Genomic DNA, 24,174 nt, shown 5'->3' with positions numbered 1-24,174 from the left:
TTTGAGTTTATAAAGTTGTTTGCTTTGTTAAAAAGGAAAAGTTAGATTTTTCTAACTCTAGAATAAAACCCTGTCTGGCGGTTTGTTTTTATCCCATTTTAGGTCGCTTAATACAGAAGATTTAACCCCAATAAAGAAGTTATAAGAAGAGTTAATACCGAAAGGAGTCCAGTTAAAGTTGAATCGCCAGCTATCTAAATCTCTCGAAAAACCTAATCTTGTATAGGTGAAAGCATTGTCTTTAATGTCGTATCCAGAAGAAAAGTTAACTTTCCATTTAGGAGAAAGCTCAACATCACCACTAAACATTAATGCGTTGTTGCCTATTTGACTTGTTAGTCCGTTGTTAGTATAGCTCATAGAGTAAGCTAAATTAAGGGTCCAAGGTATTTTAGCTCTGTATAACTCAGTTTCTTTTGTTTCACTTTCGTTATTTTTATTGCTGTTGTTAGGAAAGCCATTAGTTGCGCCTATACTTTCACCAAAAACATCAGGGGTATCTTGGGCTCCATTTCCATTTTTGTTATCAGAATTATCTTTACCATCTTTATTTTTTTCAAAATCTTTACTAGAAATAGAGTAGTTTGCTGTTACTCCCAAATTAGTCATTCTAAGAAGACCGCCGTTAAACTTATTAATTCTATCGCCTTTGCTGTTTACTTGATAAGGATCAAAAGTAGCGTTCATGTTTAAGGCAAGTTTATCTTTGAAAAGACGCGTACCAGCATTGGCTCTTACAGGAGCCCAACGTAAACTATCAGCAGCGATGTTGTAACTTGTGCTAAAGTTTAAGTTGTTAAGAAGGGTGATTTTTTTGTCTTCTTCATCACTGTCAGGGTCTTTCGGAGCTACTTTGGCTTCTAAAACATTATTTACCGAAATACCAATAGAGTTTGAAACTCCACTTCCTGGTGTACCATAAATACCACCTTCAAAAGGAGAGTAAGTTAATAGGTCATTAGGATCAGAGCTCTGACGAACTGTTAAATCGTAATCATCAGCAAAATTAGGACGATATCCGTATGAAATAGAGGGTCTAATTGTATGACGAATAGCTTTTAAACGTCCTTTTTTGAAGTTAAATGTACCATAGATGTTTGTAGATAATGAAACTCCAAAGTTATATTCATTGTAACGCGTAAAGCCACTAATAGTATCGTTAACTGCAGCTCCTAAGTTACCATCTTTGTTTACAGCAGTAGGATCATATCTCTTTTTAATTTGATCAAAATACCAAACATCTTTATAACTCACACTTGGAGATAAAGTAAAGTATTTAAAAGCTTTTAAGCTTGTATTTGTACTCAAATTGTGTTGTATTCCTTTTTTAGCTGTTTGAAACATTTTAGGAGTAAAAAACTCATCGTCAGTAGTGTTGATTTGATACTGACCTTGCATGCTATAATTCAATCCCATTTTTTGAATAGGATTCTTTTTTACACCATCTTTACCAGCGAATGGATAAATACGATCCATGTTTAGCTGTAAAGAAGGTAAAGTCATGGAGATAGTTTCAGTATTCGTATTTTGATTATGGGTTGCAGTTACACTTAAATTAAAAGGTGTACCTACAAATTTTGTATAATATGAAATAGAAGAGTTTAAGGTGTTAGTTAAAAACTGAGAACTATTAAATTCATTTAAAGATTGTTGATAGTATTTACTACTACCCAAATTAACAGAGGCAGAAAAACGAGAGTTCGGACTAGCTTTAGAATCTTGACTATGTGTCCAACGAATATTAAAATTTGTTGACTTGTTATAATCACTCAAACCACGAATACCTCGTATAATGTTCTCATAGCGAATACTAAAATTTCCACTAAATTTATAACGTACATAATAATTAGAGGTAGCATTTAAGCCCCAACTACCGTTGGTGTATAGATCTGCTAAAGTTGTTAAATCAAAATAATCGCTAACAGCAAAATAGTAACCTCCGTTCTGTAAGAAAAAACCTTGGTTATTACTTTCACCCCAAGAAGGAATAATAAAACCGGAAGTTCTCTTATTAGTCATAGGAAAGTAAGCAAAAGGTAAATAAACAGGGGTAGGTACATCTGCTAATACTAAATTACTTCCTCCTACAATAATTTTTTTACCAGGAACTAACTTTGCTTTATTTGTTTGTATGTAGTAATCAGGATTTTCTTTTTGAGAGGTTGTAAAACGTAATCTACGCATATATATGGTAGAGTCGTTTATGCGTTTGGTTTTTTCTCCGTAAGTAATAATTCCTGCTTGGTTTGTTTTTACTCCGTAAACTAAAGCCTTTTTTGTTTTGAAGTTAAAAAGAATAGAATCTTGTTCAGATTCTTGTCCACCTTGTTTAAATTGAGGTTTTTGATGGTAACCAGTACTATCTTTAATACCCTTGGCGTACACCATGTTGTTTTTATAATCTAGTATAATTATACCAGCTTTTAAATCAATATCGGTATAAGTTACATGGGCTTTATTGTATAAGGTAACAGTTTTGTTTTTGGCGTCTTGTATGGTGTAATCTTCAGCGTTATGTGTAATTATACCATCTATTACTTCTTTTGGTTTTATAGAGTCGTTAGCAATAGTATCTCTTTTACCAATAAGAGCATTGTTTTTTAACGCGATTAAAGAGTCCTTAGGATTTGAAGAAATAGAATCTTTTTTAAGATTGATAGAATTAATTTCTTTCTTACCAAATTCTTGAGCAGAGCTTAATTGAAAATAAAAAAGACAGAAAGCTAAAAGTATGTAAGTAGGATTTGCTCGCAATATTATTAATACTATTTTTGTGTTATATTTAAAAACTTTGGCGTACTATTTGAACGCTCTTATTTTAAAATCCAAAAATAGTTAAATTTTATTGATGCAATTCTTAAATTTCCGTAAATATAATATCTCAAAAATATCATTAATTGTTATAACCTCTCTAACTGTTTTATTAGGAGAGATATCATCTGTTTTTGCACAAAAAAAATATACAGTTGTGCTAGATGCAGGTCATGGAGGAAAAGATCCAGGTAACTTAGGAAACGGATTTAGAGAAAAACATATTGCTCTTAGAGTAGCACTCGATGTAGGAAAGGAGTTATCAACATCAAAAGATATTGAAGTTGAGTATACAAGGAAAAAAGATGTTTTTGTAGAGTTACACAACCGAGCTAAAATAGCAAATGATAAGAAAGCAGATTTATTTGTATCAATACATTGCGATGCTTTTAGAAGATCAGATCCTCATGGAGCGAGTACTTTTGTGTTAGGTCTTAGTGGAAATAAAGAAAATTTAGAGATAGCAAAAAAGGAAAACTCTGTAATTTTATTAGAGGATAATTATAAGCAAAACTATGATTATGATCCTAATTCTCCTGAATCGGTAATAGGGTTATCAGTACTTCAAGAAGAAAATTTAGAAAATAGTTTAGGAATAGCAGGATTGGTACAAAATAACTTTGTAGCTCTTAAAAGAAATAATAGAAAGGTAAAGCAAGCTAATTTTTTAGTGTTGCGAGAAACTGTAATGCCTAGTGTTTTAATAGAGTTAGGTTTTTTAACTAATAAAGCGGAAGGTAGCTTTCTTAATTCAAGAAAAGGACAACTTCAAATGGCAAAATCAATAGCTCAGGCTATAGAAAAGTACTTTGAAAGGTTAAAACTAAATACAATTAGTGAAACCATTACAGTAAATGCGCCATTGATTCAAAAAGAAGAATCAAAACCAACGGTTAAGAAAGTAAATCCTAAACCTGTAGTGAAGAAAGAAGTAACCCAAACAAGTGATAAAAAAGAGGAGTCAATTAAAAAAGTAACTAAAACTCCAGAGAAAAAATCTTCAGAGGTCGAATTTAAAATTCAAATTGCAGCTTCTAAAAAAAAGTTATCTACAAGTACTTTTAAAGGGTTGAAAAATGTAGAGGTTTTATTTATAGATGGTTACTACAAATATTATTACGGAAATTCACCAAGTCTTTCAGGAATAAAAAAGTTGTTGCCAGAAGTAAAAAGTAATGGATATAAAGATGCATGGGTAGTGGCTTTTAAAAACGGAAAACGAATTTCTATCAAAGAAGCATTGAAAAACCGTTAATTTAGAGGTGTTCTATATTTATACTCCCAAAATTATTATTATTTTCGCTCGTATAAATATTTTATATGTCTAAAGAACTAAAAACAGGAATTGTTGCTGTAATCGTTATAGCCTTATTCATTTGGGGGTATAACTTTTTAAAAGGGCAAGATTTGTTCAGTGCTAATACAAGACAATTTTTTGTAGAGTACAATAACATAAACGGTCTTAATGAGGCGAGTTTAGTTACAATTAATGGGTTGAAAGTAGGTAAGGTAGATCAAATTTACTTTAATGAGCAACCAGAAAAAAGAGGTAAACTAATAGTGAAAATATCGTTAGATACCGATTTTGAATTTTCTAAAAATAGTATTGCTAAAATTTATTCAGCTAGTTTAATGGGAGGTCAAAATTTAGCCATTGTTCCTAAATATGATGGAGAAATAGCTAAATCTGGAGACTATTTAAAAGGAGAGGTTGAATCAGATATATTTTCATCAGTAGGAGAAAAATTAAATCCTATTCAAGCAAAACTAGAAAATGTTTTAGTTGGAGCAGACTCTTTATTGATAGGAATAAACCAAATATTGGATGAAAAGTCTCGTAAAAGTTTAAATAGAAGTATTCTAGGCTTAGAAGGAACTATTTATGATGTTCGTAAAACATTATCTTCAGTAAACTCTTTAGTAGCAGACAATAAATCTAATCTAGATTCTACATTACAGAACGCTAAAAATATTACTGATAATTTCTCAAAAGTTTCAGAAGATTTAGCGAAAGCTAATTTAGGAGAAACTGTTAAAAAGTTAGAAACAACTTTAGTGAATGTAAATACTTTGTTAGCTGATATGAAGTCAGGAAAAGGTACTTTAGGTAAGTTAATGACCGATGAAAAAATGTACACTAACTTAACGAACGCTTCAAAGGAATTAGAGGAACTTTTAAGAGAAATGAAATTAAATCCGAAGCGTTTTGTACATTTTTCATTGTTTGGAAAAAAAGCAAAACCATATAACGAAGAGAATAACGAGAAAAATGTAAGTAATAAATAAGCTTATATTTATAAAATCTAACAAAACTTAATAATTAAAGAACGATGGAGAAATACGTACCAAACATCTTTTTTGCACTTATTTTAATTGCAGGTATCGGGTATTTTGTAATGAATGTTCGTAAGTTGATACGCAACATTAAATTAGGAAAAGATATTGATAGAAGTAATAGAAAGCCAGAGCGTTGGAAAAACATGGCAAAAATTGCTTTAGGACAATATAAAATGGTACGCCGTCCTGTTTCTGGTATTTTACATATTGTCGTGTATGTAGGATTTATTTTAATCAATATCGAAATGTTAGAAATCGTTATTGATGGTTTATTAGGTACACATCGTGTTTTTCAACCAATTATAGGAGATGCTTTATATGGTTTTTTAATCGGTAGTTTTGAAATATTAGCTCTTTTGGTATTGCTAGCGGTTACAGTTTTTTGGTTCCGTAGAAATATTGAAAAAGTAAAACGTTTCTGGAATAAGGAAATGGAAGGGTGGCCAAAAAACGATGGAAATATTATTTTATATTTCGAAATGGTATTAATGACTTTATTTTTGGTCATGAATGCTACTGATGTTCATTTCCAAGAAGCAGGAGTAGGGAATGTAGTTTCTCAATTTGTAGCACCTTGGTTTGATGGTTTTTCACCAGAAGCATTACACACAATTGAAAAATCTGCATGGTGGTTACACATTGTAGGTATTTTAATTTTCTTAAACTATTTATACTATTCAAAGCACTTGCATATCTTGTTAGCGTTTCCAAATACATTTTTTGCAAATTTAAATCCAAAAGGACAGTTCTCTAATTTAGAAGCTGTTACTAAAGAAGTAAAAATGATGATGGATCCAGATGCAGATCCTTATGCAATGCCTGAAGAAGGAGCAGAGGAAGGTGAGCCAGAAAAATTCGGGGCATCTGATGTTACCGATTTAAATTGGGTACAGTTAATGAATGCATATACTTGTACAGAGTGTGGACGTTGTACTTCTTCTTGTCCTGCAAATTTAACGGGGAAAGAATTATCTCCTCGAAAAATTATGATGGATACTCGTGACCGCTTAGAAGAAGTTGGGAAAAATATGGATGCAAATGGAGGTAAGTTTGTTGATGATGGAAAGCAATTATTAAACGATTATATCACTCCAGAAGAATTATGGGCATGTACAAGTTGTAATGCTTGTGTACAAGAATGTCCTGTAAATATCGATCCGTTATCAATTATTATGGAAATGCGTCGTTATTTAGTAATGGAAGAATCAGCAGCTCCTCAAGAGTTGAATATGATGATGACCAATATTGAAAATAACGGAGCTCCATGGCAGTATAGTCAAATGGATAGATTAAACTGGAAAGACGAAGAATAAATATTACTTATTCGATCCTTAAAAAACTAAATAAAACAGTTCAACAATTAAACGATAAAGAATTATGAACGTACCAACAATGGCAGATATGATGGCTCAAGGAAAACAACCAGAAGTGTTGTTTTGGGTAGGAGCTGCAGGAAGTTATGATGATAGAGCAAAAAAAATAACAAGAGCTTTCGTAAAAATATTACAACAAGCTAATGTAGATTTTGCTGTATTAGGTACCGAAGAAAGTTCAACAGGAGACGCAGCAAAACGTGCAGGAAATGAATTCTTATTTCAAATGCAAGCCGTTACTAATATTGAAGTTTTAAACGCTTACGAAGTAAAAACAATTGTTACTTGTGATCCACATTCATTTAATACTTTAAAAAATGAGTATCCAGGATTAGGAGGTAAGTATAAAGTGTATCACCACACCCAATATATTAATAAGTTAATTAAAGAAGGACGTTTAACTATTGAAGATGAAAACTTAAAAGGTAAGCGTTTAACGTATCATGATCCGTGTTATTTAGGTCGCGCAAATGATGTATATGAAAGTCCACGTGAATTAATTCGTCGTTTAGGAGTAAAAATGACGGAAATGAAGCGTCATAAATCAACAGCATTATGTTGTGGTGCTGGAGGAGCACAAATGTTTAAAGAGCCAGAAAAAGGAGATAAGGATATCAACGTGTTAAGAACAGAAGATGCTTTAGAAACAAATCCGCAGATTATTGCTACAGGTTGTCCTTATTGTAATACCATGATGACTGACGGTGTTAAATTTAAAGAGAAAGAAGCACAAATAGAAGTAAAAGATATTGCTGAATTAATTGCAGAAGCAAATAATTTGTAATAGCAAAAAATATAAATTGTGTTATTCCCGCGAAAGCGGGAATCTTATTTTTTAAGAATGATCAAAAACTATATCAAAGCGGCACGTTTAAGAACCCTACCACTTTCTGTTTCAGGAATTATCGTAGGAGCTTTTTTAGGATTTAATAACGTATTTTATTCAGAGAGTGCTGTAAGCTTATTAGAAACATCTATTTTCTGGCTAGCCATTCTAACGACAATTGGTTTTCAAGTATTGTCCAATTTTGCTAATGATTATGGAGACGGAGTAAAAGGTACGGATAATGAAAGAGAAGGAGAAGCACGTATGGTAGCTTCAGGAGTAATTACACCAAAACAAATGAAAAATGCAATGATAGTTACAGGAGTCGTTACGACTATTATTGCATTGTTACTGATTTATGTTTCCTTCGGAAAAGACAACTTTTTGTATTCAGTAATTTTCTTCGGATTAGGAATTACTTCTATTGTTGCGGCAATAAAATACACGGTAGGTAAATCAGCCTATGGTTATAGCGGATTCGGAGATGTTTTTGTGTTCCTTTTCTTCGGATTGTTAGCAGTAGTAGGAACGTACTTTTTATACACTAAAGAATTAAACTTTATCATTTTCTTACCAGCAATAACTGTCGGATTGTTAAGTACAGCGGTGTTGAATTTAAATAACATGCGTGATAGAGAGAATGATGCAAAATCAGGAAAAAACACGTTGGTAGTGAAAATGGGAGCTGAATCGGCAAAAATGTATCACTACTTTTTAATTATCGCATCATTTCTGTTTGCATTGTTATATGTGGTTATCAAGTATCACTCACCAACTCAATTTCTATTTATTGTAGCTTACATTCCTTTGGCAAAACATCTGTTTTTTGTGTACAAAAATAAAGAAGAGACTTTATTAGATGGAGAGCTAAAAAAAGTAGCGTTAAGTACCTTTTTATTTTCAATTTTATTTGGATTGGGGCAAATTTTGTAACTTCCCTGAAAAAATATGATAAAAAAAATTTTAAATCTTTTTGTAGTTGTTGTTTTATTAACAGCTTGTAATGGCGGAGGTGAAAACCTTGAGTCTTATGGTAATAATAAGGCTTTAGGGAATATGGTAATTGATAAAGATATAGAGGAATCAGTAGAGTTAAAGGGAAATAATGAAGCTCCAGTAGTTGAAAGAAAACTTATTAAAACAGGAGATGTATCTTTTGAAACAAATGATTTATCAGCGACAAGAAACCACATTGAACAAGTATTAAAAAAGTACAAAGGTTATATTGCTACGGATAATGAATACAAATCTTCACAAAGCATAACAACAAATTTAACGGTTAGAATTCCTTCTAAAAGTTTTGATGATTTTTTAAATGAAGTTTCATCAAAAGTTTCACGATTCGATAGTAAGAATATATCGGTAAATGATGTAACTGAGCAGTTCTTAGATGTTGAAGCTCGTTTAAAAGTAAAAAAAGAGTTAGAGCAGCGTTATAGTGAGATATTAAAAAAAGCGTCTTCAGTAAAAGAAATTATAGAAGTAGAAAGAGAATTAAACAATGTAAGATCAGAAATAGAATCGATGGAAGGTCGCCTGAAGTATTTGCAAAACCAGGTATCATATTCAACCTTAACAATCCGATTTTATAAAACAGAAATAAGCAAAGCATATTCAAAAAGTTATGGAAAACGCTTAGCAGAAGCTTTTAGTAGTGGGATAGATAATATAAAATGGTTCTTTATTGGTTTGGTAAATATTTGGCCATTTATATTGTTAATAATCATCCTAATTATATTTATAAAAAAGCGAATAAAACGAAAGAAAGGATAGAACCTTAGAGTTTAAGGTAATATCTTATCATATTAAAACTAAAAACAAATAGATGAAAATCACTTTTTACGGTCATGCGTGTTTTGGAGTAGAAATTAATGGGACTCATGTGTTAATTGATCCTTTTATAACAGGAAACCCTTTAGCATCGCACATTAATGTTGATGAAGTAAAAGCAGACTATATATTACTTACACATGCGCACCAAGATCATGTATTAGATGTTGAGCGTATTGCAGAAAGAACAGGAGCTACGATAGTTTCAAATTACGAAATTGTTATGTATTATGGTGCTAAGGATTTAAAAGGACACCCTGTAAATCATGGAGGTACTTATACTAACGATACATTTTCTGCAAAATATGTAAACGCTATACATACCTCGTCTTTTGCTGATGGAAGCTATGGTGGTCAACCAGGAGGATTCGTAATTACTGCAGGAGAAAAATCGTTATATGTTTCAGGAGATACAGCTGTTACTATGGATATGCAGTTAATACCAATGGCAACAAACCTTACAGCGTCAATTTTTCCAATAGGAGATAATTTCACTATGGGAGTAGATGATGCTATTATAGCAAGTGATTTGGTAATTTGTAATAAAGTAATAGGTTGTCACTTTAATACTTTTCCTCCAATAACAATTGATGTTGATGATGCAAAAGAAAAGTTTACACAAGCTAAAAAAGAATTAGTGATTTTAGAAATTGGAGAAACAATAACTATTTAAGAAGTTATTTTAGGTTAGAAGTATGAAAAAAATCAAAATAATTTTAGGAATTATAACTGCTTTAATTCTAGCATTTTTTTTAACAGGATTGGTTGTTCAAGAGGTAGTGTATACGAATGAAGTAACAGTTAATAAGCCTGTAAAAGAAGTTTTTTCCGATTTTCAAAATGTAGAATTGATGAAACAATGGATGCCGGAAGTAAAATCGATAGAAACATTAGAAGAAAAGCCAAACAAAGTAGGGAGCACTTATAAAGTTGTAGTTGAAAACCAAGGAAAATTGGTAACTATGACAGAAGAAGTATTAGCTTTTAAAGAAAATGAAAAACTTACTTTTCATTTTGATGCAGAAAATATGTTAAAAACAGATGATTATGTATTTACTTCAGAAGGAAACACTACTAAAATAGTACAAACAACTACCTGTACAAGTGAGTCGTATGTAATGAGTTGTTTGTTCCCTTATTTTAAAGGAGCATTAAAAAAAATGAGTCAACAATATTTAGATGAATTTAAAAAAGCATCTGAAACTCATAACTAAAATATAGAAAGTTGATAAAAGCTACCTATCATAAATATTTATTGAATTTTAAACAAGCCAGCGGAACTTCTCGTGGAGTTTTAAGAACAAAAGAAACTTGGTTTTTAGTTTTAGAAAGAGACGGAAAACAAGGTTTTGGAGAGTGTGGCTTATTTCGAGGATTAAGTGCAGATGACAGACCTAATTATGAAGAGAAGTTACAGTGGGTGTGTAGCAATATTAATTTAGGTTTAGATGTTTTATTGACTGAAGTGGCACACTACCCGTCAATTCAATTTGGATTAGAACAAGCTTTTTTATCATTAGAAAGTAAAAATCCGTTTGAATTATTTCCATCAGATTTTTCTGAAGGCAAGCAACAAATTTCAATAAACGGATTAATTTGGATGGGAGATAAAACCTTTATGCAACAACAAATAAAAGATAAGTTGCAACAAGGTTTTACAACCATAAAAATGAAAATTGGAGCAATTGATTTCGATACAGAAATAGAATTATTAAAGTCAATCCGAAAAGAATTTTCATCCAAAGAAATAGAACTTCGTGTAGACGCAAATGGAGCGTTTTTACCTGAAAATGCTTTAGAAAAATTACAAAGATTAGCAGAGTTAGAATTACATTCGATAGAACAACCAATTAAACAAGGTCAATGGCAAGAAATGGCAAGTTTATGTGAAAAAACTCCATTACCAATTGCATTAGACGAAGAGTTGATAGGCGTGTTTTCTTCCGAAGAAAAAGAAAAATGTATTGCTACAATTCAACCACAATACATTATTTTAAAACCAAGCTTGGTTGGAGGTTTTCAAGGAAGTAACGAATGGATTCAAATAGCAGCAAACCACAATGCAGGTAATTGGATTACTTCGGCATTAGAAAGTAATATTGGATTAAATGCCATAGCACAATGGACGTACACGTTGAATAATCCATTACCACAAGGATTAGGAACAGGAAGTTTGTTTACAAATAACATAGAAAGTCCGTTAGAAGTTACAAATGGTAGCTTAGGTTATAACACGAATAAACATTGGGACTTTAATATTTAACAATGGATTTTATACAACAAGTATATAAAGGCGAAAATAGTTGGTGGAGGTGGTTACTTACAATTTTAATAGTAATGTCTCCTTTTTTATTAAACTTCGCAATCTATTTTTTATTACCAGAAGTATATAAAGGGTTAATGGAAGATACAGCCAATTTTCAAGGAAACAAAAATATTTTCCTAATTGAAAATTTAATACCATTTGCAGTACTTTTAGTTTTGTTGATAGTATTTGTGAAGTTCGTGCATTTACGGTCATTCACTTCTGTAGTAACAAGTAGAAAGAAAGTAGATTGGAATCGCTTTTTTTATGGTTTTGTTACTTGGTTTTTAATGACGGTATTTTTTCTCTTTATAGGCTATTTGTTAGCACCAGAAGAATTCGTGTGGAATTTTAAACCAGTTCCGTTTTTTCTATTATTAACGATTTGTATCATTTTAATTCCGATTCAAACATCGTTAGAAGAGTTGTTGTTTAGAGGTTATTTAATGCAAGGAATAGGAATTTTAACTAAGACTAGATGGGTTCCACTAATCGTAACTTCAACGTTGTTTGGTTTAATGCATATTTTAAATCCAGAAGTATCCAAGTTAGGTTACGGAATTATGGGTTTTTATATTGGTACAGGTTTTTTATTCGGAATTATCACCTTGTTAGATGAAGGAGCAGAGCTAGCTTTAGGAATTCACGCAGCAAATAATATTGCAGCGGCTGTTTTAGTAGCTTCAAATTGGGCAGTTTTTCAAACTGACGCCTTATTTATTGATCATTCTGAACCGAATTTAATATATCAAATGATTATTCCTGTGTTTTTCATTTATCCGTTATATATAATGTTTTTGCAAAAAAAATATGGCTGGAAAAATTGGAAAGAAAAGTTGTTTGGTAAGATTGAAAAACCAGTGATTACTAAAGAAATTCAATAGTGAATTGATCAGTATATTGTGAAAAAAAATACCTTTCATAAAAGTTTTCAGTTAAATGGAGAGTCTTTTTCTTCAGAAGAAGAACTCTTAAGTTTTTCTAAAAGAATAAATAATTCTGTCTTTTCATTTTTATCAGATTGGTTTAATACTGAAGATTTTATTATAGTACAAACTTCAGGATCTACAGGAAAACCGAAACCAATTCCGTTAAAAAAAGAGTTTATGAAAAACTCAGCTGAGGCAACAGGCACTTTTTTTGAATTGAAAGAAAACACTACTGCTTTACTATGCCTTTCTACTGATTATATTGCAGGAAAAATGATGTTAGTCCGAGCATTAACGTTAGGGTGGAAGCTAGATATTGTTGAAGCAATTTCTAATCCATTGGAAGGAATGGATAAAGTGTATGATTTTTCTGCAATGGTACCAATGCAGTTGCAAAACTCGTTAAAAGATTTACATAAGGTTAAAAAACTAATTGTAGGAGGAGGAGTGGTATCTAATGACTTGATTTCAGCAATTCAGAACCTGTCTACTCAAGTTTTCGCTACCTATGGAATGACGGAAACAATTACACATATCGCAGTTAAGAGTTTAAATAACTGTGCACCATTGCGAGGAGGAATGACGAAGCAATCTATTGATAATGAGATACCTCACTATAAAACATTACCCAACGTATACCTTTCACAAGACAATCGAAATTGTTTGATAATTGATGCGCCTAAAGTATCGGAGGAAAGAATTGTAACAAATGATGTAGTTCATTTAATTTCTGAAACAGAATTTGAATGGTTAGGGCGCTATGACAATGTAATTAATTCTGGAGGAGTTAAGCTGCATCCAGAAAAAATAGAGGAAAAACTATCTAAAATCATCTTAAATCGTTTTTTTGTTGCTGGTGTTCCTGATCAAAAACTAGGAGAGAAATTAATTTTAGTAATAGAAGGAGAGAAAGATAGTGTCATTTCGAACAAAGTGAGAAATCTTAATGAGCTCTCTAAATACGAAACTCCTAAAGAAATTTATTTTGTAGAAGAATTTATTGAGACAGAAACAAAAAAAATCCAACGTAAAAAAACGTTGGATTTAGTAAGGTTTTTATAATCTTATCATTAGTATAAAATAGTCCATTTCCCCATTTCTTTTTTATGGGAGTATTTGTTGGCTAACCATTTTAATCTTTCTGGAAGTTGCTTTTTATAAAGTATTAGCACACTAGGTTTTTCTACAATTTCATGTAAACTTTCCAACTCAGTAGCATCTTTAAGATTGATTAAGTGATTTTTCCAATTTGTATCAGTTTCAAACTGAGTTTCTCTGTTTAAAGACTCATGCCCATCGTATAAAGAAATAATCGATTTATTCAATCCAAAAGCAATTGATGACTTTCTGATGTTATAGACTAAAATATCTCTAGAATTAAGATTTTCACTAATAATAAAGTCTGTTACAGGTTTTGAAGCATTTACTTTTAATTCATTTTTAGCTAAAATAGTCGAAGCACTGATCAATAAAAATACCGTCACAACAAAAGAGGTAAGTACGGGCTTAAATTTAACTTCTTCTTTAGATCTATAAATAAAGAATACTATGATTGCGACACCACAACTAGCAATAGCTAAATAATACGGAAAATTCATTCCAGTATTAATAAATGGAGCTACTATAAAAGTTAATAGAATTAAACTAGAAAAACCAAGAATAAAGGCATTAATAGTTTTGATTTTTTCTGTGTTGATTCGTGAAAACAAGTCAGCTATTAAAATAGCAAGCAAGCCATATAATGGTAAGATGTATAAAATTCGTTTTGAAGAAGAAATTGAAAAGAAAATCAAAGGAATTATAAATGCCATTAGCATAGCGAAATGAATTGTTTTTGTTTTCAATAGCTCTTTTTGATCTTTAAGTAAATAAATGAATGCTAAAAACCATGGTAAACCAACTAGTGGAGCAAAAGCTAAGAAATACCAAAAAGGTTCTGTTCTTCCGAAGGCATTTTTAGAGAATCTATCTGCGGTTTGTTTTCCTAAGAAATAATCTAAAAAGGCAGGATTACTATAGCCTAAATATACAAACCAAGATGCTGCAATAGCTAAAAATAATGACCATGCTGCAATATGATGTATAGAAAAGCTTCTTTTCGATTTTTCTGTACGATTATAAAATAAAATAAAAATTACCGGAACAATAAATATTACAGGTCCCTTTGTTAAAAAGCCTAAAGCTAAACTCAAGGTAAAGGCATAGAGCCATTTTATAATTCCCGTTTGGCGATATTTTACCCAGCTATAAATACTTAATAAAGCAAAGGTTGCTAAAAAAGCGTCGGTTGTTAAGTTTCGTGAAGACATTAAAACCAACGGAAAACTAAAATAAATAATAGTAGACCAAAGTGCCGTTTTTTTATTGTTGAATAATGAAATACTTAAACGATACACTAATATAAGTTGAAGTAAAACAGCTAGTTGTAGAAAGAAACGAGCTCCAAAAGCATTAATACCAAATATTTTGTAACCTAACGCTGTAATTTGATAGGTAAATGGAGGTTTGTGATAATGGTGAACATCTAACAGGTTAGGATGCATATAATCACCAGAGACATGCATAGCTCTACCAATTTCGGCATATCTAGCATCGCTACTTTCAATAACCCCATACGAACCCACGTTAATGAGTAAACTAATAGTTGCGATTACTAAAAAGATATTAAAAGTTAGTTTGTTTTTCATTCTGAAAATAGAATAAGTTTATGAGTTGGTTTTTAACACTTTATCTTGTTTTAATAAGATAAAAACGTTTCTGATATAAATAACAAAACCGAATAATTGACCAATAAATAATACAGGGTCTTTTCTGATAATAGCGTAGCTTAAAATCATTAGAGAGCCAACGAGACTTAATAACCAAAACCCTAATGGTAATGAAGATTCTTTCTTACGCTCAGAATAAATCCACTGATACACAAAACGCAACGTAAAAATAATTTGACCAATACTTCCCCAGATTAGTAAGTTAATAGGAACATCTTCATTACGGAACAATCGCTCTACATCAATTTGGTTATTTTTAAAAGAATATAACGCTATTAAAAAAGGAAAAATAAGTAAAAAACCACGTAGGAATTTAGGTAGTTTTATCCATGATCCTTGTAATTGCATGTTTCTAATATAAATAAAGTAGGTTAGCGATTGCCCTAACATAATGGCAAAATCGTCTCGTAACCAACCGTAAACAAATAGTAAAAAGGAAGCAATTAAACTTAATTGCCAAAACAATTCAGGTGTTAATACTCTTTTTACTTTTTCAGATTGAATCCATTGTAATAGCAATCTTGCTGAAAATAAAATCTGAGCAGCAAAACCGATAATGTATACAAAATATTTATATGAAAGCCAGTCGCTCATTAGCTAATTTTAGACTTTTCAATAGTGTAGTTTATATAACTTTTTCGCATCCATCTGTAAGCAAAAGTATCACGTAACGCTTTTAAAGATCTATTGAAAATGTTGAATTTAGAAGTACCTGCAATACGCTCAAAATGTTGCACTTTTAACTGCTTTATTTTTCCATTCTGTAATAAAATTAAGGCAGGAATAAAGCGGTGCATCCCTTTAAAGAAAGGAATTTTTTTAGCAACATCAGTACGAAGTACTTTTAACGGACAACCTGTGTCGATAACTCCGTCGTTAATTAAACTCCGTCGTATGCTGTTAGCAATTAACGATTGTATTTTTTTACTTAAAGTATCTTTTCTTTTACCTCTATACCCAATAACTGCTTGATAATTATCAATATCTTCTAATAAGATGTCAAAGTCATAAGGAGTAGTTTGTAAGTCGGCATCAATGTACCCGATTAATTCGGTTTCTATATGATCTATTCCTGCTTTTATAGCAGCACTTAATCCGCAGTTTTCTTTAAATTTTAAGTATTCAAAGTCAGGGTTGTTTGTGCAGATTTCAGAAATTTTATTGAAGCTATCATCGGTAGAACCATCATCAATAAATAAAACTTTACTTTTAGTTTTGCTTTTAGAAAAGTAATCAGTGAATGTACTGTGTATTCTATCTAAATTATCAATTTCATTAAAAACTGGAATGATGATAGTCATTCTATAATCCATAGACTAGTTTGTTTTAGTATGATCGTGCGAAAGTACAAATAATAAAAAAAAATAGATTTTGAGTTTACTATTTGTAGAAGTTAAAATCTAAATAGTTTAAATAATTCTTGTTATCTATTAACATCTAAAAAATCATTGTTGTCAAAAGCATCTTTATAGTCAGATAAACTCATACCAAATCGTTCAGCATTGTAATTTTCTTCTTTATCTATTTTATAAAGTTTACTCCTTTTACTAATTTCCATTGAATTAGCCACAAAGAAAATAGAATCGGTAGTAACGTTTGTAACTTTTATAGTAGAGTAAGCTTTTTTGGAAGATTTATATTTAATAATGTCATTTACTTTGGGATTATTGATATAGATATCGACATCTTTATCATGTTGTTTTACAGAGTAAATTACAAAAAGTATAAGAACACCAACCAAAAGAGAACCTATCCAGTGTGCAAATGGAGTTTTGGTATTCCGTTTTACATTGTCGTGAGCTAATTTTAACTGTTCGCTCATGTTTTTACGTTCATAAGTAGCTTTGCAATGGTTACATTCAGAAACTCCTTTTTTACCCAGAGGAAAAATTGGAATCCAGTAGATGTAAAAATATTTACCAAAAATACTAATGGTATGAGCATTTTGCTGTTCGCAATGGGTACATTTTACACCGCTAACTTTTTCGCTGTGTAAATGTGTTCCTTTAGTTCCGTAGAATATCATGATTATGAGAGGTTTGGTTGGAGTAAATATATAAAAATCCAACGTAATAAAACATTGGATTTAATTATGTTATAATTTCTTTTACTATAATAATTATTTATAGGAAATGTATTTTTGTTATTCGTAAATATAATTTACTTCACTCCAAAGATTACCATCTCTATATTTCTTAATATTTAAGGGGTAACCAGTCTTGTTTTTTTCTACTTGAATCTCCAAATCAATAAAAAATCTCATTTCCTCTTGAATGAATGAAATCTTTCTGTGAGCTAGAGGAGATCCTTTGTAAAAAGGATTTAAAACATTTTCATACTTGAAAAGGCTTTCAAAATTTTCATTATAAATTTCTTTCTCTAGTAAGTTTTGATTGTTGTAGAAATAGCTATATTTACTACTTTCATCAATATCTTGTTTACTTTCTAAATAATCTTTATCGTTATAAAAGTAATTGATTATACGTTCTGTGTCGTTATCGAACGTAGATGTTTCACTAGTAATTAAATCATTTGTATAGCTAAAATCTATTTTAAGTATGTTTGATGAGTTTGTTCTTTTTTGTATATAGTCAAACTCTTCCACAACAACTTTATTATCAATAAAAACTCTGTTAATTATATATTCGTGATTTCTTTCAGGTTTAGACTCATAAACCCTTTTAATATGAATCTTATTAATAAAGTTAGAGTTGTTGTAGTAATATTTATAGGTGTTTTTACTATATATAGATCCGTCAGAATTATAGTTTATAGAATTTAATCCAGTTATTTTTTTTTCTTCAAAGGTGTTATCATTTTCGTCCGAGCATGATAAGTTTAAGGATGAAATAACTATTAGTAACAGTAAAAAATAAATATTTTTCATAGCAATTTGTATATGAAATTATTCTTCCATAGAATGATATACGTTGTTAACGTCATCATCTTCTTCTAATTTTTCTAAAAGTTTATTTACTTCTTCTTTCTGTTCATCAGAAAGTGCAGTTGTTGTGGTTGGAATACGTTCAAACTCGGAAGAAATAATTTCAATATTGTTTTCTTCTAAATATTTTTGAATAGATCCGAATTGACCAAATGGAGCGTATAACATTATAGAATTATCTTCTTCATCATTAAATACTTCTTCCACTTCAAAGTCAATCATTTCCATTTCAAACTCTTCTAAATCCATTGTTAATGATTCTTCTTTTATTTTGAAGTTAACAACATGATCGAACATAAAAGCTACAGAACCAGAAGTACCTAAGTTACCGTTACACTTATTAAAAGCAGCACGAACATTAGCTACTGTTCTGTTATTATTGTTGGTGGCAGTTTCAACTAAAACAGCCACTCCGTGAGGCGCATACCCTTCAAATAATACCTCTTTATAGTTTTCTGTGTTTTTATCAGATGCTTTTTTAATAGCGCGCTCAACATTGTCTTTTGGCATGTTGGCAGCTTTCGCATTTTGAATAACTACACGTAAACGAGAGTTGGTTTCGGGGTTAGGACCTCCTTCTTTAACTGCCATAACAATATCTTTACCAATACGAGTAAAGGTTTTAGCCATAGCTGACCAACGTTTCATCTTTCTTGCTTTCCTAAATTCGAATGCTCTTCCCATGTGTATTCTGTTTTAATTTTGCTTGGCAAATGTAATTAATGCTATAAAATATTACAATTAAAATTGTTTTTTGAAAATTACATTACTTTTTTGTTCGTCATAAGCTTTCCAAGTTCCACTTTGCTTATCATTTTTATAATGCCCTTTAACTTTTATATTTCCGTTTTCATAGTAAGATTTATAAGAGCCATCTTTTAAACCATCGTTTAAATCTACTTCAAATTTGATGTTTCCGTTTCCATAAAATTCTTTATATGATTTAGCACTTAAATCTGACGGATGTATAGGAGGAAGATTGAAAAAGTTTGCTGAACTTTGAGTATTTATAGAGTCTTTATAAGGAATTAATTCTTCAAGTAACTTCTTTTTTAATTCCTCTTCCTTTTTAATGTTGATTTCAATTTCATCTGGATGCTCGTAAACAAAGGAAAGATTACTTTTAAATAGATCTTCTTCTGAAATAAGTTGTAAGCCTATTTGAGAAAAACATGTAATAAAAGGTTTGTCTTTTTGAAGTTGACGTCGGGTTTTATTATCAACCAAGCTTAAAAGATCTTTGTATGAGTTAGGAGTGTTTACATAAGCAAATACACTAGATTTCTTTTCAAAATGATAATTAAAATCGTCAAACTTTTCAGAACTTTCAAGTGTGTATCCTATTAAGTGATTATTAATGATTTCTTTAATTGTATTTGGACTAGTACTAAAAACAATAAAATCATCAATAATGGTAAAGTAAGGCTTTTCCATTTTAGAAAACATATTTCCAGCTAACATTTTAAAGAATCCTTTTAAATCAAAAAAGTTAATTGGATAACCTCTATAATTAATTTGTTTGTATTTTAAAGGGGTATTTTCTTTAATTTTAGAAAGAATAAGCTGAAGGTTTTCTTTAGCGTCATCAATATCATCAGCTTTAATAATAGCAGCGATATCTTTTTTATTTTTTGAAAGTTCAGTGTTAAAATGAATTAAAGCTATTTCACTACCAATCCAACTATAAATATTTTCAGACACACTTATATCTAATTTATCCTCAATCATAGCGAGCTGATCAGTATACATTTTAAATTCAGCTGGATTTTCTTGTTGAAGCTTTTCTAAATTGCTATTAAATGTTTTAAAATCATCAAAAGCGAAACTAAGGTATAAAGAAGTGTTTTTGGGAGCTATTTTAGCAACACTACGCTTGCCAACTCCAGATTTTTGTAATACTTTTAAGTAGGTCTGTGAATTAGTGTCAACGTTGGTATAACCTGTGGCTTGAACTATAACACCCTCAATAATTGAAATATCTAACCCTGTGTAGAAAAAAGCTTCTTTGTTTAAGAAGTCTAAATTGCTAGAACTGGTAAAACAATTTAAATAGTCTTTTAGATATTTATGTTGAAGATAGATGTTAAAAAAGCCATCGTTATTTGTTTTTTCTTTTATTTCTACAAAATTTACATCACGACCAATAACAGGGTTTACGTATTGGTCTATTGATTTTTCAACGAGAATATGAGTATAGGAAGCAATTACCTGATTTTTGATAAAGGAAAGGTGTAAGGTTTCCCGTGTCTCTTTATTATAAAGTTCAATGATTTCATGTTCTTTATATACTCGTTTGGTAACTTTATAATCTTCGCCAGCTAAATTACTGATAGCTTTTTTTAGGAAAATGAGTTTAGAGAATTTTTGTAAATCAGCAATATATAATAGCCCGTATTTTTTAGGACTGTATACATGTACAGAGATAACTAAGTTACGTTCTCCAATAAAGTCAAAAATTTCCTTTTTTGCTTTAAAAGTTTCATCTAAACTATTTATACCTTCAGATAGTTTATTGATTTGTTGATTCTTTTGAAGATGTGTCCAAATTTGACTTGAGCTTATTTCATCCCAAGTGTCAATAGGTCTTTCTGTATCAACTATGAAAACAGCATCATCAGGAACTAAGTAAATAGATTTTATATTGTCATTTTCAGATAAGGTGAAAATATAAACCTGATAGATTACAAAACCAATTACAAGGGCAATAATAGCCCAAAATACCTTCCTCTTCATGCTGCTTTCTATGTTTTAAACTTGTAACACTCCCAAGTTAAAAGGCTTTTCAATAGGAGCGTGGTCAGCAGCTTCTATTCCCATAGAAATCCAAGTTCTAGTATCTAGTGGATTAATCACAGCATCTGTCCAAATTCTTGCTGCAGCATAATAAGGAGATATTTGATTATCGTATCTCGATTTTATTTTGTCAAATAATTCAGCTTCTTTTTCAGGAGTAATTTCTTCTCCTTTTTTCTTTAAAGCAGCTGTTTCAATTTGTAATAATACTTTGGCAGCAGAGGCTCCACTCATTACAGCTAATTCAGCACTAGGCCATGCAAAAATAAGGCGTGGATCATAGGCTTTACCACACATAGCATAATTTCCTGCTCCGTAAGAGTTACCAATAACTACCGTAAACTTAGGAACTACAGAGTTACTTACAGCATTCACCATTTTAGCTCCGTCTTTAATAATTCCGCTATGTTCAGATTTACTTCCTACCATAAACCCAGTAACATCTTGTAAGAAAACTAATGGAATTTTCTTTTGGTTACAGTTAGCAATAAATCGAGTAGCTTTGTCGGCTGAATCGTTATAAATTACACCACCAAATTGCATTTCGCTAGGTTTCGTTTTAGCACCTTTTGATTTAACAATTTTACGTTGGTTGGCAACAATACCAACAGCCCATCCATCAATACGAGCGTATCCTGTAATAATTGTTTGACCGTAACCGGCCTTGTATTCTTCAAATTCAGAATTATCTACCAAACGTTTAATGATTTCCATCATATCGTATTGCTCATTACGAGCTTTTGGTAAAATTCCGAAAATATCATCTTCATTTTCTTTTGGAGGGAAAGCTTCTTTACGGTTAAAACCGGCTTTGTCATAATCTCCAATTTTATCCATTAAGTTTTTAATGGTGTCTAAAGCATCTTTATCATCTTTTGCTTTGTAATCGGTAACCCCAGATACTTCACAATGTGTGGTTGCTCCACCCAACGTTTCATTATCAATGGTTTCACCTATAGCGGCTTTTACTAAATAACTACCGGCTAAGAAAATACTTCCTGTTTTATCTACAATTAAAGCTTCATCACTCATAATAGGTAAGTAAGCTCCACCAGCAACACAGCTTCCCATAACGGCAGCAATTTGGGTAATTCCCATGCTACTCATTACAGCATTATTTCTGAAAATTCTTCCGAAGTGTTCTTTATCAGGAAAAATTTCATCTTGCATTGGTAAGTACACCCCAGCAGAATCTACCAAATAGATAATAGGTAGTTTATTTTCAATAGCTATTTCTTGTGCTCTTAAGTTCTTTTTTCCTGTAATAGGGAACCAAGCACCTGCTTTTACTGTAGCATCATTAGCAACAACAATACATTGCTTACCGCTAACATATCCCATTTTTACAACTACACCTCCAGAAGGACATCCACCGTGTTCTTGATACATGTCTTCACCTGCAAATGCAGCAATTTCAATAGACTTAGATTTATCGTCTAATAAGTAATCAATACGTTCACGAGCAGTTAATTTTCCTTTCTCATGATGTTTATCAATACGTTTTTGTCCGCCACCTAATTTTACTTTGGCAAAGCGTCTGCGTAAATCTGATACTAAAAGTTTATTGTGGTCTTCGTTTTTATTGAAGTTAAGATCCATGGTAAGTTATTTGTTTGCGTGTGCTAAAATAAGAAAATCAATGTATAAAACAAGGTGTTTAGGTGTACGATTGAATGATGTTTTCAACAGTGTTTTCTATTTCTTTGTTTCTAGATTGCTTCATTAAAATATACGGTTCAGCTACGCGTTCGTTACAATTTTGTACAGCACAAGTTTCACAAGTTACCCCCACTGTTTTTTTAATAAAAGTATCTTCATCAAAAAAATGAAGTTTTCTTTTTAAGTGTGGAGAAAGTAACATGCCTATGCTCACGCTACGATTAATTTTTTCTTTAAAAGGGTCTGCAGTAGCTGCAGAAAGTACTAAGTATTCTTTTTGAGAGTTTTCGTATGAAGATATCTGAATTCCGTAAGCAGATTTTTTTTCTTTAGAAGTTTCTAAGTCTTGAATAGTTTTAATAGCAATCCATCTTCTGCAATAATGTTCGTTATTACGATTGGCATGTGGAGATTGTTGCTGAGTAATATGTAACTCTTTAGAAAGTCTATGTACAGGAGAGCCTTCTTTATGTGTAAATCGTAAAAAGAACAAGTTCTTAATATTAAAATGCTTAGGCAAAATATTAGTTAAGCGTTGGTAAAAAGTTTCATCAGAACAATTATAACTTCGGATGATTTTATGTAGTTGTATAGGTTGCCACGTTTGTAAAGAAAATAAGTGTGTTAGTTTTTGAGCTAAATTGTCTTTAGGAATAATTAATGCACCAGCAAAATAAGATGCTATAAAATTATTGAGTACTTGGTCAAAACTCTCAAATTTTATCCAAGGAAAGGTGTATAATCTGTTTTCTATCTGTAAATAATTATAAGCTATCTCTTTAGCAAAAATGAATGTTTTCTGCGCTTCGTTTATATCATTATATACAAGCAACGTTTTATTCTTTGGAATATAAATGTTTCTTAATTCAGATAGTTTTTGATGTTTAGAAAGTTCTTCACTATCAATAGTATAACCATATTCTTCAATTAAAATTTCTTCTAAGTCTTTTGAAGTAATAGGTTTGTTTGGGTTTATTTGATATGCTTTAATAAAGTCAGTAACCTTTGTTTCAATATCTTCAAAATAGTTATTGTGTGCCTCTTGGTACGAACGTAATGCAGCAAGAAAAAAGCTCTCTCTTGTTAAATTGTAGTTTTGAGCTATTTTAATAATAGTACTAATGAATGCATTTACTTTAGCAGGGGCGTTCGCAATAATATCAATCAAGTTGTTTTCTTGTATGCCAAATAAATCTAAAGGGATTTCTTTTAAAATTTTCGATTGTAAAATTTCACCAATTGGCGCTAAGTTTTTATCTAATTTTAAGGAAACTAAATGATCATAAGGTACTTCTAGCTTCTCAGAAAGAATAACAATTTTATCAGTTTTTGGGTACTTTTTTCCTTTCTCAATTTCGTTTAAATACGATTTTGATAATCCTGTTAGTTTAGCTAATCCAAAGAGCGATAGGTTTTTATCTGTTCGTATTTGTTTAAGCTTTAATCCGAAAACTAATCTGATATATTCTTCTTCCAAGGTGTTTTTATTAAAAGATTCGTAATTCAAAGGTATAAAAATTAGCGAATTAATAAAAATCAGTAAATTACTTATTTTTAGCGAACGTTCGCTTTTTTGTTTGAGTTCTTTTTTTTAATATT

At 30.9% G+C, this 24,174-nt stretch carries 21 protein-coding genes; 11 read left to right on the top strand and 10 right to left on the bottom strand.

Annotated elements, in window-relative coordinates; translation table 11 throughout:
* Window positions 1-57: 57 nt before the first annotated feature.
* Window positions 58-2,754 carry a putative LPS assembly protein LptD gene (locus C8N26_RS10480; RefSeq protein WP_211327802.1) on the bottom strand — a complete coding sequence of 899 codons (2,697 nt, stop codon included), beginning with the start codon at window positions 2,752-2,754 and terminating at the stop codon, window positions 58-60.
* A 94-nt stretch (window positions 2,755-2,848) separates the two neighbouring features.
* Between C8N26_RS10480 and C8N26_RS10475 the strand changes: the two genes are divergently transcribed.
* The 11 genes from C8N26_RS10475 to C8N26_RS10425 all read left to right on the top strand — a co-directional run bounded on the left by C8N26_RS10475 (window position 2,849) and on the right by C8N26_RS10425 (window position 13,473).
* Entirely contained in the window at window positions 2,849-4,066 is a 1,218-nt protein-coding gene (locus C8N26_RS10475) for an N-acetylmuramoyl-L-alanine amidase family protein (RefSeq protein ID WP_120187253.1), read from the top strand.
* Between the two features lie 65 nt (window positions 4,067-4,131).
* Entirely contained in the window at window positions 4,132-5,097 is a 966-nt protein-coding gene (locus C8N26_RS10470; RefSeq protein ID WP_120187252.1) for an MlaD family protein, read from the top strand.
* A gap of 44 nt (window positions 5,098-5,141) precedes the next feature.
* The gene (locus C8N26_RS10465; RefSeq protein WP_245962555.1) at window positions 5,142-6,461 is read left to right on the top strand and encodes a (Fe-S)-binding protein; all 1,320 of its coding nucleotides are present in this window, start codon (window positions 5,142-5,144) and stop codon (window positions 6,459-6,461) included.
* Between the two features lie 64 nt (window positions 6,462-6,525).
* Complete coding sequence (locus tag C8N26_RS10460; RefSeq protein WP_120187251.1) at window positions 6,526-7,305, top strand: (Fe-S)-binding protein; 780 nt, start codon at window positions 6,526-6,528, stop codon at window positions 7,303-7,305.
* Window positions 7,306-7,362: 57 nt separating this feature from the next.
* Entirely contained in the window at window positions 7,363-8,280 is a 918-nt protein-coding gene (menA, locus tag C8N26_RS10455; RefSeq protein WP_120187250.1) for a 1,4-dihydroxy-2-naphthoate octaprenyltransferase, read from the top strand.
* Window positions 8,281-8,295: 15 nt separating this feature from the next.
* Window positions 8,296-9,120: a DUF4349 domain-containing protein gene (locus C8N26_RS10450; RefSeq protein WP_120187249.1), complete on the top strand. Its 825-nt coding sequence runs from the start codon at window positions 8,296-8,298 to the stop codon at window positions 9,118-9,120.
* 52 nt (window positions 9,121-9,172) lie between these two features.
* Complete coding sequence (locus tag C8N26_RS10445) at window positions 9,173-9,850, top strand: metal-dependent hydrolase (RefSeq protein ID WP_120187248.1); 678 nt, start codon at window positions 9,173-9,175, stop codon at window positions 9,848-9,850.
* Window positions 9,851-9,872: 22 nt separating this feature from the next.
* Window positions 9,873-10,391 carry an SRPBCC family protein gene (locus C8N26_RS10440; protein WP_120187247.1) on the top strand — a complete coding sequence of 173 codons (519 nt, stop codon included), beginning with the start codon at window positions 9,873-9,875 and terminating at the stop codon, window positions 10,389-10,391.
* A gap of 11 nt (window positions 10,392-10,402) precedes the next feature.
* A complete protein-coding gene (locus C8N26_RS10435; protein WP_120187246.1) occupies window positions 10,403-11,440 on the top strand; it encodes an o-succinylbenzoate synthase in 1,038 nt (345 codons plus the stop codon).
* A 2-nt stretch (window positions 11,441-11,442) separates the two neighbouring features.
* Window positions 11,443-12,366, top strand: coding sequence for a CPBP family intramembrane glutamic endopeptidase (locus C8N26_RS10430; protein ID WP_028891059.1), 924 nt, complete (start codon window positions 11,443-11,445; stop codon window positions 12,364-12,366).
* An 18-nt stretch (window positions 12,367-12,384) separates the two neighbouring features.
* A complete protein-coding gene (locus C8N26_RS10425) occupies window positions 12,385-13,473 on the top strand; it encodes an AMP-binding protein (protein WP_120187245.1) in 1,089 nt (362 codons plus the stop codon).
* Between the two features lie 8 nt (window positions 13,474-13,481).
* Here the strand turns inward: C8N26_RS10425 and C8N26_RS10420 are convergent, their stop codons facing one another.
* From C8N26_RS10420 to C8N26_RS10380, 9 genes are all read right to left on the bottom strand, one after another.
* Complete coding sequence (locus tag C8N26_RS10420) at window positions 13,482-15,098, bottom strand: ArnT family glycosyltransferase (RefSeq protein ID WP_120187244.1); 1,617 nt, start codon at window positions 15,096-15,098, stop codon at window positions 13,482-13,484.
* Between the two features lie 18 nt (window positions 15,099-15,116).
* The gene (locus C8N26_RS10415; RefSeq protein WP_120187243.1) at window positions 15,117-15,773 is read right to left on the bottom strand and encodes a lipid-A-disaccharide synthase N-terminal domain-containing protein; all 657 of its coding nucleotides are present in this window, start codon (window positions 15,771-15,773) and stop codon (window positions 15,117-15,119) included.
* Window positions 15,773-16,492 (bottom strand): glycosyltransferase family 2 protein, encoded by a 720-nt coding sequence (locus C8N26_RS10410; RefSeq protein ID WP_120187242.1) that lies wholly within the window; start codon window positions 16,490-16,492, stop codon window positions 15,773-15,775. Before C8N26_RS10410 ends, C8N26_RS10415 begins: the two co-directional genes overlap by 1 nt.
* A gap of 110 nt (window positions 16,493-16,602) precedes the next feature.
* The gene (locus tag C8N26_RS10405) at window positions 16,603-17,205 is read right to left on the bottom strand and encodes a hypothetical protein (RefSeq protein WP_120187241.1); all 603 of its coding nucleotides are present in this window, start codon (window positions 17,203-17,205) and stop codon (window positions 16,603-16,605) included.
* 117 nt (window positions 17,206-17,322) lie between these two features.
* Entirely contained in the window at window positions 17,323-18,066 is a 744-nt protein-coding gene (locus C8N26_RS10400) for a hypothetical protein (protein ID WP_120187240.1), read from the bottom strand.
* A gap of 18 nt (window positions 18,067-18,084) precedes the next feature.
* Window positions 18,085-18,807: a YebC/PmpR family DNA-binding transcriptional regulator gene (locus C8N26_RS10395; protein WP_120187239.1), complete on the bottom strand. Its 723-nt coding sequence runs from the start codon at window positions 18,805-18,807 to the stop codon at window positions 18,085-18,087.
* A 57-nt stretch (window positions 18,808-18,864) separates the two neighbouring features.
* Window positions 18,865-20,856 carry a DUF3352 domain-containing protein gene (locus C8N26_RS10390; RefSeq protein WP_120187238.1) on the bottom strand — a complete coding sequence of 664 codons (1,992 nt, stop codon included), beginning with the start codon at window positions 20,854-20,856 and terminating at the stop codon, window positions 18,865-18,867.
* Between the two features lie 15 nt (window positions 20,857-20,871).
* On the bottom strand, window positions 20,872-22,515 hold the full coding sequence (locus C8N26_RS10385; RefSeq protein WP_028891068.1) for an acyl-CoA carboxylase subunit beta: 1,644 nt from the start codon (window positions 22,513-22,515) through the stop codon (window positions 20,872-20,874).
* A 58-nt stretch (window positions 22,516-22,573) separates the two neighbouring features.
* The gene (locus C8N26_RS10380) at window positions 22,574-24,052 is read right to left on the bottom strand and encodes a helix-turn-helix domain-containing protein (protein WP_120187237.1); all 1,479 of its coding nucleotides are present in this window, start codon (window positions 24,050-24,052) and stop codon (window positions 22,574-22,576) included.
* Window positions 24,053-24,174: the final 122 nt, after the last annotated feature.

Source organism: Tenacibaculum lutimaris (genome assembly GCF_003610735.1).
Lineage (GTDB): Bacteria > Bacteroidota > Bacteroidia > Flavobacteriales > Flavobacteriaceae > Polaribacter > Polaribacter lutimaris.
The sequence above is the reverse complement of the archived record's forward strand: the minus strand, read 5'-3'. Positions and strand labels throughout refer to the sequence as shown.